The organism is Acinetobacter pengchengensis (assembly GCF_982235305.1).
The window spans coordinates 1,666,176-1,682,570 of sequence record NZ_CEVATJ010000001.1; the positions used below are offsets into that span (position 1 = coordinate 1,666,176).

17 protein-coding genes and 1 tRNA gene are annotated in these 16,395 nt (G+C 40.2%); 4 read left to right on the forward strand and 14 right to left on the reverse strand.

Annotation, left to right across the window (positions count from 1 at the left end; genetic code table 11):
• Positions 1-143 precede the first annotated feature (143 nt).
• The 3 genes from AC0T5Z_RS08135 to AC0T5Z_RS08145 form a co-directional block, all read right to left on the reverse strand.
• The gene (locus tag AC0T5Z_RS08135; protein ID WP_291338671.1) at positions 144-272 is read right to left on the reverse strand and encodes an iron-containing alcohol dehydrogenase; all 129 of its coding nucleotides are present in this window, start codon (positions 270-272) and stop codon (positions 144-146) included.
• A gap of 210 nt (positions 273-482) precedes the next feature.
• Positions 483-671, reverse strand: a complete 189-nt coding sequence (locus AC0T5Z_RS08140) for an iron-containing alcohol dehydrogenase (RefSeq protein WP_435337075.1) — start codon at positions 669-671, stop codon at positions 483-485.
• A gap of 382 nt (positions 672-1,053) precedes the next feature.
• Positions 1,054-1,233 carry a hypothetical protein gene (locus AC0T5Z_RS08145; protein ID WP_004973110.1) on the reverse strand — a complete coding sequence of 60 codons (180 nt, stop codon included), beginning with the start codon at positions 1,231-1,233 and terminating at the stop codon, positions 1,054-1,056.
• A gap of 798 nt (positions 1,234-2,031) precedes the next feature.
• Here AC0T5Z_RS08145 and mutS point away from each other — a divergent pair.
• The 4 genes from mutS (at position 2,032) to AC0T5Z_RS08165 (ending at position 6,899) form a co-directional block, all read left to right on the forward strand.
• Positions 2,032-4,671, forward strand: a complete 2,640-nt coding sequence (gene mutS / locus AC0T5Z_RS08150) for a DNA mismatch repair protein MutS (protein ID WP_435337074.1) — start codon at positions 2,032-2,034, stop codon at positions 4,669-4,671.
• Positions 4,672-4,885: 214 nt separating this feature from the next.
• Positions 4,886-5,209 (forward strand): ferredoxin FdxA, encoded by a 324-nt coding sequence (fdxA, locus tag AC0T5Z_RS08155; RefSeq protein WP_291341280.1) that lies wholly within the window; start codon positions 4,886-4,888, stop codon positions 5,207-5,209.
• Between the two features lie 142 nt (positions 5,210-5,351).
• Positions 5,352-6,071 carry a D-Ala-D-Ala carboxypeptidase family metallohydrolase gene (locus AC0T5Z_RS08160; RefSeq protein WP_291341278.1) on the forward strand — a complete coding sequence of 240 codons (720 nt, stop codon included), beginning with the start codon at positions 5,352-5,354 and terminating at the stop codon, positions 6,069-6,071.
• A gap of 162 nt (positions 6,072-6,233) precedes the next feature.
• A complete protein-coding gene (locus AC0T5Z_RS08165) occupies positions 6,234-6,899 on the forward strand; it encodes an O-methyltransferase (RefSeq protein ID WP_291341277.1) in 666 nt (221 codons plus the stop codon).
• Between the two features lie 176 nt (positions 6,900-7,075).
• On the opposite strand, the gene AC0T5Z_RS08170 is transcribed toward AC0T5Z_RS08165, so the two are convergent.
• From AC0T5Z_RS08170 to AC0T5Z_RS08220, 11 genes are all read right to left on the reverse strand, one after another.
• Positions 7,076-7,918: a universal stress protein gene (locus AC0T5Z_RS08170; RefSeq protein ID WP_435337073.1), complete on the reverse strand. Its 843-nt coding sequence runs from the start codon at positions 7,916-7,918 to the stop codon at positions 7,076-7,078.
• Positions 7,919-8,044: 126 nt separating this feature from the next.
• Positions 8,045-8,671, reverse strand: coding sequence for an acyltransferase (locus tag AC0T5Z_RS08175; protein ID WP_435337072.1), 627 nt, complete (start codon positions 8,669-8,671; stop codon positions 8,045-8,047).
• Positions 8,664-9,263, reverse strand: coding sequence for an IMPACT family protein (locus AC0T5Z_RS08180; protein WP_291341271.1), 600 nt, complete (start codon positions 9,261-9,263; stop codon positions 8,664-8,666). Before AC0T5Z_RS08180 ends, AC0T5Z_RS08175 begins: the two co-directional genes overlap by 8 nt.
• 223 nt (positions 9,264-9,486) lie before the next feature.
• Positions 9,487-10,254, reverse strand: a complete 768-nt coding sequence (gene lptB / locus AC0T5Z_RS08185) for an LPS export ABC transporter ATP-binding protein (RefSeq protein WP_291341269.1) — start codon at positions 10,252-10,254, stop codon at positions 9,487-9,489.
• Positions 10,254-10,820 carry a lipopolysaccharide transport periplasmic protein LptA gene (gene lptA, locus AC0T5Z_RS08190; RefSeq protein ID WP_291341267.1) on the reverse strand — a complete coding sequence of 189 codons (567 nt, stop codon included), beginning with the start codon at positions 10,818-10,820 and terminating at the stop codon, positions 10,254-10,256. Before lptA ends, lptB begins: the two co-directional genes overlap by 1 nt.
• Entirely contained in the window at positions 10,810-11,352 is a 543-nt protein-coding gene (gene lptC / locus AC0T5Z_RS08195) for an LPS export ABC transporter periplasmic protein LptC (RefSeq protein WP_291341265.1), read from the reverse strand. The genes lptA and lptC overlap by 11 nt, the downstream gene beginning before the upstream one ends.
• Before the next feature lie 40 nt (positions 11,353-11,392).
• Entirely contained in the window at positions 11,393-11,932 is a 540-nt protein-coding gene (locus tag AC0T5Z_RS08200) for a KdsC family phosphatase (RefSeq protein WP_291341264.1), read from the reverse strand.
• 3 nt (positions 11,933-11,935) lie between these two features.
• Entirely contained in the window at positions 11,936-12,913 is a 978-nt protein-coding gene (locus tag AC0T5Z_RS08205; protein WP_291341262.1) for a KpsF/GutQ family sugar-phosphate isomerase, read from the reverse strand.
• A 594-nt stretch (positions 12,914-13,507) separates the two neighbouring features.
• A tRNA-Gly gene (locus tag AC0T5Z_RS08210) sits at positions 13,508-13,583 on the reverse strand.
• Positions 13,584-13,648: 65 nt separating this feature from the next.
• On the reverse strand, positions 13,649-15,070 hold the full coding sequence (gene cysS, locus AC0T5Z_RS08215; protein WP_291341259.1) for a cysteine--tRNA ligase: 1,422 nt from the start codon (positions 15,068-15,070) through the stop codon (positions 13,649-13,651).
• Between the two features lie 210 nt (positions 15,071-15,280).
• The gene (locus tag AC0T5Z_RS08220) at positions 15,281-16,393 is read right to left on the reverse strand and encodes a beta-ketoacyl-ACP synthase III (RefSeq protein WP_291341257.1); all 1,113 of its coding nucleotides are present in this window, start codon (positions 16,391-16,393) and stop codon (positions 15,281-15,283) included.
• Between the last annotated feature and the right edge of the window lie 2 nt (positions 16,394-16,395).

Here is a 16,395-nt window from a genome sequence, read left to right on the forward strand (position 1 = left end):
ATTAAATTTTTGATTATGCTGATAAATCACTAAACCCAACTGTTCCCGATCTGCACATTTAAAGTTGTTGTCAAATAATTCATTGTAGAAATATCCGCATGTCGATTGTAGTGCACTGAATACGCCAACATAATGGCATAGGTTTACGCATGTGGTAATTGATAGCACCCACCCAAGCTATGGCAAATTTTATGATGAATTGCTATGTCCACCGAACCCAAACACACACCTGCTAACCATCCGCCATATAAAGCGTGTTCAAGTATCTCCATATTTTGAGACGCTTACACAATTGCAGGTAAAGCCTGTGCCAGTTGAGTGATCGCCTCTACCGACATTAAACTTATAATTGGATTTTTATCCTATGCATATAATACCTCAACTGTATTTGCCATAGTATTCATGCCCGAATATGCTGAAATTTCGGTGGGTAAGTTGTTGAGTGTCAATTCAGGTTCATGAATCACTACTTTAGGCAAAACTTAAGCTGCTTTGCCTGTGGTTTTCAACTGATTTTCAGTAATACCATTCACCGCAGTCATTTCACTGCCTGCATAAGTTGTCGGAATTACAATAATCGGCAAATAAGTTTCTAAAGCATTTGCTTTGGCTAAACCAATCGCAGAGCCACCGCCGAGTGCCAAACAGTAATCGACCTTTAATCGCTGCACATCTTGATAAACGCTCGCCTGCGGCTTGTTGCTCTCTAGTGGTAATAATTAAATTACGCTAATAGTCTTAAAATCTCTTGGATTTTTTACAGAAGACCTTCGCCAAAGTGAATATAAATTGGCAACGCCTGATAATGGAATGCCTGCATGTTATTGAGCTTAAATATTGTTGTTAGCTTTGAGTAGTTTAAAACGATGGATAGGCTGGTTGACAGCATAATTCTGCAACGATGCTTGGCAAATATTCAAATAAAATTCAAAACAAACTGTTTCACCATAAAAACAAAAACCCATGATCACATGGGTTTTGGGTCATTAAAATCAAATGCGATAAATCAATCATCTATCAATTTAATTGTAAAGAAAACTTATACTGTTGTACTCAGTCAATTTCTTTTAGGCACACTGCAGACAAAATTGGAATACCAAAACATGGAAGCAACAATAAAATCCAGTATTCCACAACGGTAGCTTCACCACTGATCATATTGATGAATAATCCACCAATGATTAAAACCGCTGCGATTAAACCCAGAAAAATTCCAAAAAATCTTGCAGGCATTTTACGTCCCCTGAACAATCGAACAAAAGTGTTAAATCTAGTATATACCTTATAATTAAATAAGATATTATTTTTTAAACAAAGATTAACAAAGCTAAACCCTCAGCTGCATTAGAGATGTCAACATTGCCCATATTCAAGAATAGTCGCAGTACACTTGTTTATTTGCCCGAGAGGATTCGCATAGCATGTCTTGCTTTAGTTGTAGTTGAGGTTTTTCCAAAGTACGGCTTCTAGCTAGAAATAAGACCATCCACAGCATAATGTTACAACATCTCCTACTTTCCAAATGAATCTCCCAGAAAACAACTGCTAAGCTAATTCATCAAATTTTATTATCCTGCAGATTTTGCACTCGACCCTTCAAGTATTTTTCAATCCAAAGCATTCAAAAATACTCAGTGTTTTGTGGAAGTACACCGAGCAAATTTCGATGCTTTTTACAATGATGAATTACAAGAAAAATCAGTAAAATTAAGCCCAATGAAACAATAATTTTCACTTTTAACTTCGCAAATCATACATTTTCAACGGCTAAACTCTTTGAGCTATGCGATATCATTTTTGAAACTGTAGGTTTGCAGTGTATGGGCGATATTTTTAAGGCTGTGTGCTCACAAACACACCCGATCAATTGAATATTATCCATTTAAACGCTTAAACCACTCTGCATTCGACTCATTTTAGAGAGCGAGCAACAATGACATGCAGGTTCACTAATTTAACCAAGATGGCGTAAAATAAGCTACTCACATACTTACACTTAAATTACGCTTCAAATTAAAGGACTTCAACTGCATGAACATGACAGAAATCATGGCTGACCTATCTTCACACACTCCAATGATGCAGCAATACTTAAGGGTGAAGATGGAACATCCACATTCTTTAATGTTCTATCGCATGGGCGATTTCTACGAATTGTTTTTTGATGATGCACACAAAGCCGCCAAACTTTTAGGCATTACCCTCACCCATCGTGGTAAAACCAGCGGCAAGCCTATTCCAATGGCGGGCGTGCCCTATCATGCTGCCGAAGGCTATCTCGCTCGCTTAGTAAAAAAGGGCGAAACCGTGGTAATTTGTGAACAAATTGGCGAGGTAACAGGCAAAGGGCCTGTAGAACGTGGAGTCGTGCGGATTATCACCCCAGGCACACTCACCGATGATGCCTTGCTCAACAGTCATCAATCTTCCAACTTGGTTTCTTTATGCTTACAGCAAAACCAAATTGGTATCGCATTACTGGATTTAAGCGCAGGGATTTTTAAAGTTCAGCAAATGGATTATCAGCCTGAACAACTCGCGATTGAACTTTCGCGTTTAATGCCAAGCGAAATTGTGGTCGATGAAGATATTGTTGATCCAAATATTATTGAACAGGTTAAAAAGCAGCTTGACTGCCCTGTGACTAAACGCCCGAATGTCGATTTCAACCTAAACAATGCGCAAAAAACGCTTTGTGATCAATTTGCTGTATCGACACTTTCAGGTTTTGGTATTGATCATTTACCCTTAGCCAAAGCAGCAGCGGCAGCGTTAATTCACTACGCTAAAGAAACCCAAAAAACAGCTTTGCCACATATTCGCAGTATTCAATTAGAACAAAGCAGCGATTTTATTGCGCTTGATCCTGTAACTCGACGTAATTTGGAATTAGTTGACCCATTATTTGATCATGGCACTTCTTTATTCCAACTCATCAACGATTGCCAAACTGCCATGGGTAGCCGTTTACTGAGACGTACCTTGATGCAACCTTTGCGTGATACGGCATTGTTAGATGCAAAACTGGATGCAATTCAAGCATTAATACAAGGTTATCATGAATCTCCAGTGCGTTTGGTGCTCAAAGAAATTAGTGATATTGAACGCGTACTAAGTCGCGTCGCGCTCGGTAGCGCACGTCCACGTGATTTAGTACAACTGCGTCAAGCTTGTGCGCAAATTCCCTATTTACGTCATGCCTTACAGCCCATTGTTTCTGTGCAACAATCCACACTTATTCAAAACCTGAATGAAGAACTGGGCGATTTTCACGGGCTACATCAAAGGCTAATGCAGGCAATTGTCGAAAACCCACCTGTACTATTGCGTGATGGCAATGTCATTGCAGAAGGTTTTGACAGTGAACTGGATGAACTCCGTAAAATCCGTGATCATGCAGGGCAATTCCTGATTGACCTAGAAATCAAAGAACGGCAAGAAAGCGGTATCCCAACTTTAAAAATTGGCTACAACCGTGTCAGTGGCTACTACATTGAACTCACTCGCGCCCAAGCCGAGCAAGCACCTGAACACTATATCCGTCGTCAAACTTTAAAAAATGCAGAACGCTACATCACCCCAGAGCTAAAAAGTTTTGAAGATAAAGTCCTGTCTAGCGAGTCCCGTGCTTTAGCGCGTGAAAAAATGCTGTTCGAAATGTTATTGGATGAATTACGCCAAGACATTGCTCAATTACAAATGATGAGCAGCGCGATTGCACAAATTGATTTATTAGCTAACTTTGCCTATCAAGCACGTTTACGCAATTGGGCGCGTCCTGAATACAGCCCTGAAATTGGAATTAAAATTGCAGCAGGACGTCATCCTGTTGTTGAAGCTTTGAGCAAAACGGTATTTACGCCAAACGATACTTTACTCGACTACAATCATCGTTTGGCAATTATTACTGGCCCGAATATGGGCGGTAAATCAACGTATATGCGTCAAACCGCACTGATTGCCCTACTGGGCTATTGTGGCAGTTATGTGCCTGCCAAAACTGCCGTATTAGGCCCTATTGATCGCGTGTTTACCCGTATTGGATCTGCCGATGATTTATCAACAGGCAAATCGACCTTTATGGTTGAAATGACTGAAACTTCACAAATTTTACACCATGCAACCTCACAGTCGTTAGTGCTGATGGATGAAGTTGGACGTGGAACCAGTACCTACGATGGCTTATCTTTGGCATGGGCATGTGTGTTGGATTTAAGCAAACGCATCAAATGTTTATGTCTATTTGCAACGCATTATTTTGAATTGACCGAATTAAGCAAAGAATCAGGGGTCGATAACTATCACGTGACCGCCAAAGAAATGAATGGCAACCTGATTCTATTGCACAAAGTCCAACAAGGCCCAGCCAGCCAAAGTCACGGTTTGCAAGTGGCAAAACTGGCAGGCATTCCAGCCAATGTCATTAAAGAAGCACAAAATCGCTTAAGAATTTTAGAAAAGCAGCAGCATAAAAATGTCAATTTAGCCGTTCAAGATGACCTATTTGCACCAGCAACAAACTCATCTGAACCTGAAGTGATTGAACGTGTAATCGAGGTAGAAAAGCCATCCGCGGCATTAGAGTTATTACGCAGTATAGATGTCGATAATTTGACACCACGACAAGCTTTAGAACAGTTGTATGCTTTAAAGGAACAATTGAATGCTTAGTCTTTATTACTTCAAAAATAATTTAGCCACACAAGGACTCTTAATTGAGAGTCTTTTTCATTTATAAGTTTTTTTGATGATTTTATCCCCCCTTTTATAAAATTTAGCAGCACTGTCTATATCAAATATCAGTAAAAGCGATTGTTAGTTGTGGTGATTTTTGCCTAAAATAGACCATTCTGAATTAGAATCATATTTTTAGGTAGCTGTCGCCATGACATTTGTTGTCACTGAAAACTGTATTAAATGTAAATATCAAGACTGCGTTGAAGTTTGCCCTGTAGACTGCTTCTACGAAGGTCCGAACTTCCTTGTCATTAATCCAGACGAATGTATCGACTGTGCATTATGTGAACCTGAGTGTCCTGCCAACGCTATTTTCTCTGAAGATGAGTTACCCGAAGGTCAGGAAGTATTTATCGAGCTAAATGCCGAGCTTTCACAGATTTGGCCAAACATTACACAAATTGGTGATCAACCTGCTGACCGCGAAGAATGGAATGGCAAACCGGACAAATTACAATACTTAGAAAAGTAAATTGGTCTTGTTGTGAAAAAGATCAGCCCTGTGCTGATCTTTTTTTATACCTAAAACACACATTTGATTGCAATATTTTCAAATTTTAACCCGCATTTTCGATTAGAATACCGACACTTTAAATAAATATCTGATTTGCCTAATGAAGAAATTTTTCAAGGCGCTGTTTTCGTTCAGCATTGTTCCTGTTATTTTGGTTGCCTGTAGTTCAACCCCAAACAGAACAACAACGATTACCACGCCCGATGGAAAACGAATTTTCATTCCTCAAGAAAAAATCACCTACGAGCGTCAGGTAGCACCTAAAATTGTGCCTTATTCGTATAATGCATGGGTAGCGGTGAGTGACAATTTACGCCAAGTCCGTGAGTACGAACGCTTCTTAGAACAAAATGGTGTGGGCAATATTATCCCGAGTTTTGAATTAATGCGTACTGCTCGGGATTGGCAGCGTTGTGGACGCTCACAGTTTATGATTCCAAGTCGTGAATTGTGGAAAAACCAAGTACCGACTCTACGTGTATTTAAATATTTGGTTGCCTCTAAAGTTTTAACCGACTTTGAAGTCACTTCTGTCTATCGAGATTTACCACTAAATCAATGTGCAGGTGGTGCAAACTCTTCACGTCACTTATTTAACTCTGCCATTGATTTTAGAATTGGTCCGCAATTCCCGAATGCCGAAGACTATACGTATATTGAAAGCACCAAATACAGATTATGTCAGTTCTGGCACCAATATGGACAAAGTTTAAACATGGGCTTAGGTTTATACGCTTCAGGACAAATTCATATTGATACACAAGGTTATCGAACTTGGGGGCCAGATTTAAGCCGCCATTCATCTATGTGTAATTTCTAACTTGCTTTGATTAAAAATTAATTCTTAAAAAGGTCAAATCTGACCTTTTTTTATTGCAAAATAAATTATTTGTATATTATCGCCTTCCCCCATTCCGTGAATAAATTGCACTCTGAGCAGAAAAGTTTACAATGCACACATCGCAACAAAGGTGAGCACGCTATGCAACAAATGTGGACGGATATCGATCACTATATCGAATCACATTTAATTCCCCATGACCCAATTTTGACGCAAACTTTAGAGAATACCGATGCCAAAGGTTTTCCAGATCACCTTGCAGTTGCGGCAAATCAGGGCATGTTGCTACAAATGCTCATTCAAATGAATCAATGCAAACGTGTGTTGGAATTGGGCACATTCGCAGCTTATAGCACAATGTGGCTGGCACGTGCGCTGCCTGAAGATGGTTATATACTCACAATTGAAGGACGTGATACCCACGCCGCTTTAGGGCAGGAAAATATCGACCGTGCGCAATTAAAACAAATGATTGAATTAAAAGTTGGTCGTGCTGCAGATATTCTAAAAGCCCTACCTGAAGATACCGAAGCTTTTGATTTTATTTTTATTGATGCCGACAAACAAAGCTATCCTGAATATTTGGAGCTTAGTCTTAAACTTTCGCGCTCAGGCACAATTATCTTTTTAGACAATGTCATTCGTGCAGGTGAAATTTTAAATCCTGACAATCACAAACCAAGTATTGAAGGGATTCGTGATATGTTCAAAGCCATGCAAAACCATCCACGAATTTTATCGTGCACAGCATTGCAAACTGTAGGCAGCAAAGGACATGATGGCTTTGCTTTAGCGATTGTAAAGTAAAGTCAATACAAGGTTAAAAAACAACCTGATGCAATTTTACATTATATATTATAATGTTACATATACTGTCCATACAGTTATCCACAATATATGCGGATAACCATGGACAGTCAGCTAGCATTTACAACAGTTCAACTCAACAGTCTATAAAATGATATTTTTGACTCATAGGAGTTTTACTTAGCCACCAATAAAGGCACAGTTGAGTTACGGAAAATATTTGTAGTAATGCTGCCTAAGAAAAATTGATGAATTTTACTGTGACTAAATGCCCCTAGTACAATCAATTGGATACCATGTTCACGTTGATAATCTAAAATATTTTCAGCTACATCACCATAACGATATTCCACCACTACATCTAAACCCGCTGCTGTTAAAAAATCTGCAGGTTCATTTAAAACTTCAGGATGATCGCCCACATAAAGCAAATGACATTGCAGTAATTTAAGCAAATCACTTTGTGCAATTCGCTTCATCATTTTGATGCAAGTTGGGGAATATTCATAAGCAAAAATAAAGCGGGTTGGTGCTTTAAAATGCTCTCCCACAGTCATCACGGTACAATTTGCACCACGAATAAAGTTTTCAACATTACTCCCTAAAGCCTTGTTCCGTTCAGCAGATTTTTCGCCCACGCGTCCAATCACCACAATATCGTCTTCATTCAACACACTGAAGCTTTGTTCTAGAAAATCGCCTTTTTCTTGAATTTGAGTAGCTACAATTTCATATTTTTCCTGAATCATACTGGAAATGTGCTGCAATAAATTGTTGCTATAATCGAGTGCTAATTCGCTTTGTTTTTGTTCTAACTCGGCTAATTCTTTGAGTAACATGGCATTACTTTCAAAGCCAATTACACCACTAATTTCCCCCAAATGATAACTAGCGGGGTAATAATCCAAAACTTGTAATAACACCAATTCACGTTGAGTTTGTGTTGCAATCCACGCAGCAGCTTCAGCAAGCGCATTAATACAAGGCGAAGAATCAATACAAGCAATTACACGTTTCATTGTTGCCTCTCTTACTGTCTTTTGCAGGCTATTTTTTAGTTGTTATTTTTAACTTAACACAACTCGTGTTGCAGGGACACAAAAAAATGTAATGAAGTTTAAAGATTTAGTCTTGCTGTATAGTACTTATTCACGATAACGAATCAATTTGGCAGGATTTCCCGCCACAATTTCCCGTTCCTGAACATCTTTGGTGACTATGCTGTTCATACCAACGACTGCGTGTGCCGCAATCTTCACCCCATCTTTAACACCAACATGCGCACCTAACCAAACATCCTTCCCAATTTCAATGCCTTGTGAACGTACTGCTTGTTGATAAATGGACTGATCCAAAGCCATGCCATGATCAAACGCATATAAATGACAATAAGCTGCGATACGCACCTGATCATGGAGTTTAATTCCAACTCTGCCACCATCTAAAATACAGTGGTGATTAATCGCAACTTCATTGCCAATTTCTAAAGGGCCATGCAAAGTGCAATCGGCGGCAATAAAGGTATTGTCGCCAATACTGATTTTACGTCCCGGCTCAGCAAAAATATGTGCCAAAGGGGAAATAAAACAGTTTTTGCCAATCTCCACCGTTTCCATTGCCATTAAATAAGCTTGATATTCCTGCTGCCAAGCTTCTGCCCATACACGATGTTTAGGTTTCAATGACCAATATAACCACGGCATGTAATTTAAACGGTGTTTATGCTGCTCACGGTATTTCAGTAAAGGGTCAGGTGAGTTTACTTCAGTCATCTTGATCATCCTCAAGGATTTTGAGTTGTTCACGCCCACGGCTAATATCTTGTAATTTTAGTGTTAAAGGTTCTATTTGATGGACTTGGATGAATGCCTTTACCAACACGCCTTCGGTGGTGTAGTCTTCGGTGTACTCAATCTGCTGACTATTCAGCTCGTATTGTAAAATTGCCCACTCATTAAAATGACAGGCAAATTGCACGGTCTTCTTCTCAATCAGATCTACTTTTTCTGCCAGAGCCAAACATCGTCCTGCACAACCGCCATAGGCACGTACTAAACCGCCTGTGCCTAGTTTAATACCGCCATACCAGCGATTCACCAAAACCAAAATATTGGTCAACTCATTGCCTTCAATCGTGGCTAAAATGGGACGTCCTGCCGTACCAGACGGTTCGCCATCGTCATTAAAACGTAATTGATGCCCAATTTTCCATGCCCAGCATTGATGTGTGGTAGATGGATCACGCTGTTGTTCCAAAAAAGTTTTTACCGCTTGCTCATTATCTACAGGTACGGCAATTGCCTGAAATCGACTTTTTTTAATTTCTTCTTCAAAAGTGATGGGCGAAGCAATGGTAAATGGCATAACACTCCAAATCAATCAACCAGTTCAATGAAAACTTGATCATTATAACGTGTTGAGCGTGATAACGTATTTAGAGTTATAACGTATTTGGACTGATAGTCACTATGAAAAAACCTTCTATACCTTTGAGGGTAGAAGGTTAAAAAAAATCTTTACACAACTTGCTGTTCTGCAACTTATACTACAAGCTGCACAAACCAATAACGATCAGATTATTCAAGCTTTAAACAAAAAAGTCTTCTCCCAAATAAACTTCACGTACAATTTCATTTTCAAGAATTTCTTGCGGTGTACCTTCGGCAATCACTGAACCTTCACTAACAATATAAGCACGTTCACAAATGGCTAAAGTTTCACGGACATTATGGTCGGTAATTAATACGCCAATGCCACGATCTTTTAAGGTGCGAATGATATCTTTAATATCACCGACAGAAATAGGATCGACCCCTGCAAAAGGCTCATCTAACAGCATAAATTTAGGGTCTGCTGCCAAAGCACGGGCAATTTCTGCGCGACGGCGTTCACCACCAGACACACTCATCCCTAATGAATCTTTAATATGCGTGATTTTAAAATCTGCCAGCAATTCTGCCAAACGCTGCTGACGTTGCTGTTTATTTAAATCTCTGCGTGTTTCTAAAATAGCCATGATATTTTCAGAGATGGTCAACTTTCTGAAAATAGAGGCTTCTTGCGGTAAATAGCCAATCCCCTTACGCGCACGTTCATGCATGGCAAGGTCTGACAAATCCAATTGATCTAAGTGGATTTCCCCTTTATCCATGCGCACCAAGCCTACAACCATGTAGAAACTGGTAGTTTTACCCGCACCATTCGGCCCAAGTAATCCGACAATTTCACCACTTTTCATTTCAAATGAAACGTCTTTTACCACCCAGCGTTTATTGTAGTTTTTGGCTAAATGCTTAATACATAAAGTCTGTTGACCGTACTGGACGCTGTCCTGTGCTGCGCTCGTTTGATCCATTAATCACGCGCTCCCGGGAATGATTTTGAACTTGATGGTGGAATCACAATTTTTACACGACCCGCTTCAGAGCCGGTTTTGTTCGGTGTACCAATCGCTTCAACATCACCTTTGTTCATACTATAACGCAAGGTATTACCACGAATACTGGCACCATCTTGTTCTAAAAGTGCACCACCCGATAAGGTAATAATGCCTGTTTCTGCATTGTAAACAATCTTCTGCGCTTGGCCTTTCGCTAGCCCTTTAGCAGGATCGGTTTTTTGCTGAAATTGTGCAGGTCTACCCGTTGCCGTAATGACACTAATTTCTTTTTTACTGTTCAGATTAGCAACAATCGAATCTGCCTGAAGTTTCATGGTGCCTTGTTCAATCACCACATTGCCTGTATACGTGGTGACGCCAGTACGTTCACTAAAGGTCGCACGGTCGGCTAATAAAGTAATAGGCTGACTGCGGTCTGACGGAATTGCCCATGCACCTGCCGATGAAAGCACTACCAAGCCCACAATTACTGCTTGTTTTATCAACGCTTTAGGATCTGTAAGCTTAGATTTATGGTTCATACTTTCCTCGAATATTAAAAAATTCGTATTGCCCGTCATTTAAATTGGCTTTTAAACCCTGACTAATAAAATCAGCCTGTGGAGATTGTACGGTCACTTGTTTGTCGGTACTGATTTCACGTGTTTTAGGAAAAACATTCAACTCGGCAGTTTCAAGCGTTAGTTTGCCTTGAGTGAGTAACTTGGTTGCCAACACTTGATCTGACAACACAACTTTTTCATTGTCATTGAAACCTTGTGCCTGTTTGGCGAAAAAAGTGGCATCCACCTCACCCGTTTTATACATTGATGCGTTTACATTTTCCAGCTTAGAGGTTTTTTGTTGCATGTCTTGCTCTAAACGGTCAATTTGCGCACGCACATATAAATTGCCCTGCTCATCTGTTTGGGTGAGATGAATTTGCTCTGCACTATAAGTCATAGAGCGAGCAGCGTCGGTTTCCAGTTTTTTGCCTTTACCGCTGTAATAGTAATAACCACCACTTACAGCTGCAATTGCAATCGCAGTAACATATAAAACTTTAGTATCCATAAGTGGGGCTGTAACTCAAACCTTTGAATGTATGACTTAATTAATGAGGGAAGCTGAGATATTTTTCAAGTAAGCTTTGGTACACACCTTTTGCGGTTAAAATCATATCGCAGATTTCACGTACAGCTCCGCGACCACCCATGGCTTGCGTAACCAAATCGGCACGACGACGTACCTCAATATGTCCATTTGGCACTGTGACTTTCATTCCTGCAATCGAAAACGCAGAAAGATCAGGCCAGTCATCACCCATGTACATACAATCTTGAGGTAATAAACCCAGTTGTGCACACGCTTCCTGTAAGGCTGTACCTTTGTCTTCACGCCCTTGATAAACCAAGTCTACGCCTAAATCAGACATGCGTTTTTCTACAATATGACTTTTACGCCCTGTGATAATAATGACTTTAACACCTGCTTGTTGCACCAGTTTCATGCCTAAACCATCACGAATATCGAATGATTTAATTTCATCACCGCTGTTGGTTAAGGTGACAAAACCATCACTTAGAATTCCATCGACATCTAAAACCAAAGCTTCAATATGACGCGCTTGCTCTAATAAAATATAAGATGCCATTGTTTAGTTTACCCCTGCTTGAATCAAATCATGCATACTGATCACACCAATGACTTTATTAGCATCATCCACCACCACAAACTGATTAATTTTACGGTCACGTAATTGTTCTAAAGCTTCAACTGCACGCGCTTCTTTTGAAATAGTTGCAGGGTGCTGTGTCATCACTTGCCCGACTTGCAAATTCACATCAAAGCCCTGTTGCTTATCAATTAAACGACGTAAGTCACCATCGGTGAAAATGCCTAATAAGACATCATTTTCATCCACAATTGTGGTTAAACCTAGACGTTTGTTTGAAATTTCGTATAACACTTTGTTCATTGGTGTATCTGGTGCAACTTTTGGTAGCTCGGTACCCGTGTGCATCAAATGCTTTACATGCAATAACAGACGTTTTCCTAATGCTCCCGCAGGATGTGAACGAGCAAAATCATCGGCTGTAAAACCACGCGCCTCAAGCAATGCGACCGCCAAAGCATCCCCCAAAGCCAAGGTTGCTGTAGTACTGGAGGTTGGCGCTAAACCAAGCGGACAAGCTTCCTGAATATTACCCAATGTCAGTGCCACATCGGCATTTTGTGGCATTGGCCCACGATCATCACCGCTAATCGTGATTAGCGGCACTTCTAGATGCTTGATGAGTGGCATCAACATCATGATTTCGTCACTTTTGCCTGAGTTGGAAATGGCAATTAAAACATCGCCACGTACCAGCATCCCTAAGTCACCATGCCCTGCTTCACCCGGATGCATGAAGAAAGACGGCGTACCTGTAGAGGCAAAAGTAGCAGCCATTTTACGACCAATATGACCTGATTTTCCCATACCTGTGACCACAACACGCCCTTTGCAATGCAACATAATTTCGCAGGCACGGCTAAAACGCTGATCAATTTGCGTGGCTAAGACCTGCAATGCTTGCTCTTCTATTTTTAATGTTTCTAAGGCTACAGATTGAAAATCAATGGTATTTGGCATGTTTTCTGTTCAATGTTGGACTTAAATAAAGTATGGTTTGCAGCCTAATAAAACAGGTTTATTAGAGCCACTTAGATTTTCGCAATTTTAGCATATCTATGCAATTCTAAGCTTTGATTCTGAGTGTGTTTTTTGTTTTAACGCATTTTTGTGTGCTGTTTTAGCTAACTCGCTTTTTGACTTGAGCTTCAAGTGAAAAACAATAGATATCTTTCATAATTCAAGAAATGATCGTTATATTCATATTTAAATGGATATTGAAAGTTCCTTCTCCCTCTGGGAGAAGGTTAGGATGAGGGAGGTTCTTAGAAAAAACCTCTCCCTAACCCCCTCCTACAAGGAGAGGGAATTTCCTTTGCAGTGATTCAAAAATTATTTTTGAAAGAATCCTAATCATATTTGAGCTTAGGCTATTTGTTTTTATTTATTCAAAGTTGCAGATAAAGCTAAAGCTAGAACTAGCTCAGAAGCATATTTCAATGCAAATGCTCTAAAAAATTATGGATCAAAACCATCTACAAAGCTGTCTGTAAGCTAACTATAACAAACAACCATAAAAAAACGCTTATCTTTTGATAAGCGTTTTTAAAATTTTGGAGCGGGAAACGAGACTCGAACTCGCGACCCCAACCTTGGCAAGGTTGTGCTCTACCAACTGAGCTATTCCCGCAATATCGAACTGAATTATAGAGAATTTCATACAACTGTCAACTCTCTATGCTTCCAAACGCTCAATTAATCAGCACGACGCCATACCGTACCTTGACGAGTATCTTCCAAGACTACACCATGATCGAGCAAAGATTGACGAATTTCATCGGCACGAGCAAAGTCTTTGGCTTTTTTGGCATCCTGACGTTGCTGAATCAGGTCTGCAATAGCTTGTTCAGATAGACCCAAAGCATCCTGACCAATATCAGACTTCAGGAATTCATCTACATCATGCTGTAACAAACCTAAAATATTGGTCAAATGACGCAAGGTTGAATAATACACAGCCGCCTGTTCTGCCTGCTGCTCTTTTACCGCACGGTTCAGCTCTTTATTGACTTCAAACAGAACTGCTATCGCGTCTGCAGTGTTAAAGTCATCACGCATTGCAGCATTAAAGCGCTCTACCAAAGCCTCATCTAACGGCTCAACAGTTTTCGCACCATAAGCTTGTTGATAAGCTTTAAATGAGTGATAGAAACGTGATAAAGCAGTTTTCGCTTCTTTCAAGGCAACATCTGAGAAGTTTACAGGGCTACGATAATGCGAAGAAACAATAAAGTAACGGATCACTTCAGGATGGAACTTTTCCATTACATCACGGATAGTGAAGAAGTTACCCAATGACTTTGACATTTTTTCGCCATCGACATTAATAAAACCAACGTGCATCCAATAATTTACATATTGCTCACCTGTCGATGCTTCAGACTGAGCAATTTCATTTTCATGATGTGGGAACATTAAGTCTGAACCACCACCATGAATATCAAAATGATTGCCCAAGCAGCAAGTGGACATGGCAGAACATTCAATGTGCCAGCCTGGACGTCCATTGCCCCACGGCGAAGCCCACGAGGGTTCATTTTCTTTGGCATGTTTCCACAAAACAAAGTCAAATGGATGCTTTTTATCAACTTCAACATCAACCCGCTCAGATGCCCCTGCCTGCATGTCTTCTAGCTTGCGACCTGAAAGGCGGCCATATTTGTCAAATTTTTCGACCTGAAAATAAACATCGCCATTTCTTGCAGGATAAGCCGTGCCTTTATTGACCAAATTACCAATCATATTTTGCATTTGATCAATATATTCAGTAGCACGTGGTGCAGCATCAGGTTCTACACAACCTAAGCTTGCCGCATCTTCATTCATGGCTTGAATAAAACGATCTGTTAAAGCTTGAATGCTCTCGCCATTTTCATTGGCACGTTTAATAATTTTGTCGTCAATGTCAGTTATGTTGCGCACATATTTCACATTCCAACCTTGACTGCGTAAAAAGCGAATGATGTAGTCAAATGCAACCATAACCCGCGCATGCCCAATATGACAGTAATCATAAACCGTCATACCACAGACATACATGTCGATATGTCCTTCTTTACGCGGAACAAATTCAACTTTCTTTCGTTGCTCTGAGTTATATAGAACAAATGGTTGCATAGGTTTTCAAAATAGGTCTATTAAAAGATGCTCCATCTTAACCTAAGCATTATTTTTCATAAAGTTTTTCGGTGTTTTTATTATGTATGAGTCTGTGAGAAAAGAATATTGCGGTTGATCCATCCTTTCATCCAAGCCTTCTCCCGAAGGAGAAGGAACTTTTAATAGCTGTAATTAAGTGTTTGCTGATCTTATGCAATTTTGCAAAACTTATGCAGCATCGCGTTTTTGTACCAAGATCGCGCCCACTGAATAACCTGCACCAAATGAACACAAGACACCATATTCACCGTTGTCGACTTCATGTGCAGTACGGTGTAAAGCGATAATTACCCCTGCCGAAGAAGTATTGGCAAACTCATCTAAAATAATAGGCACCAAACCTGGTTGAGCTGCTTCTTTACCGACCACCAATTTCAAAATCAGTTCATTCATGCTGGCATTGGCTTGATGCAACCAGAAACGCTTCACCTCGGTTGGTGCAATCTGATTCTTTTCCAGTTGCGCAGTAATCATTTTGGCTACTAACGGGCAAACTTCTTTAAAGACTTTACGACCATCTTGATGGAAACGTTTGTCGTCAATATCTGCATTTTCACTTAGGTTTAAAAAACCGAAGTTATTGCGGATATTATTCGAAAACTGAGTGAACAGGTTCATGTCCAAAATTTCAAAACCGGCTTTGGTTTCAGTCTCTTCTAAAATGGAAGCCGTTGCTACATCACCAAAAATAAAATGACAGTCGCGTGAACGGAAGTCGTTATGACCTGAGGTAATTTCGACATTTACCAACAACACGCGACGCGCACCTGCTTTAATCGCATCATGCGCTTGTTTAATGCCGAAAGTCGCAGCAGAACATGCCACATTCATGTCATAGGCATAACCCTGAATACCGAGCGCAGTTTGAATTTCAATCGCCACCGCAGGATAAGCACGTTGCAAGTTTGAGCATGACAATATCACCACATCAATATCTTCTGCAGTCACACCTGCATTTTGCATGGCTTGTTTTGCTGCAATTACACCCCATTCCGCTTGTAGCGAAATTTCATCATCCCCACGTTCACGCAAATTAGGACGTAAACGGTTGATGTCTAAAATACCTGTTTTTTCTGCTACATAACGGCGTTTTACACCTGAGGCTTTTTCGATAAAGTCTGCACTTGAGCCACGACGTTCTTCTAGCTCACCTGCTGCAATTTTGCCAGCATTCTGCTGATTGTACTGTTCCACATAAGCATTTAAACTTTCGACCAACTCTTCATTGGTAATAACATCTTCTGGGTGATAAAGACCAGTACCTGTAATGCGAATGCCCATGT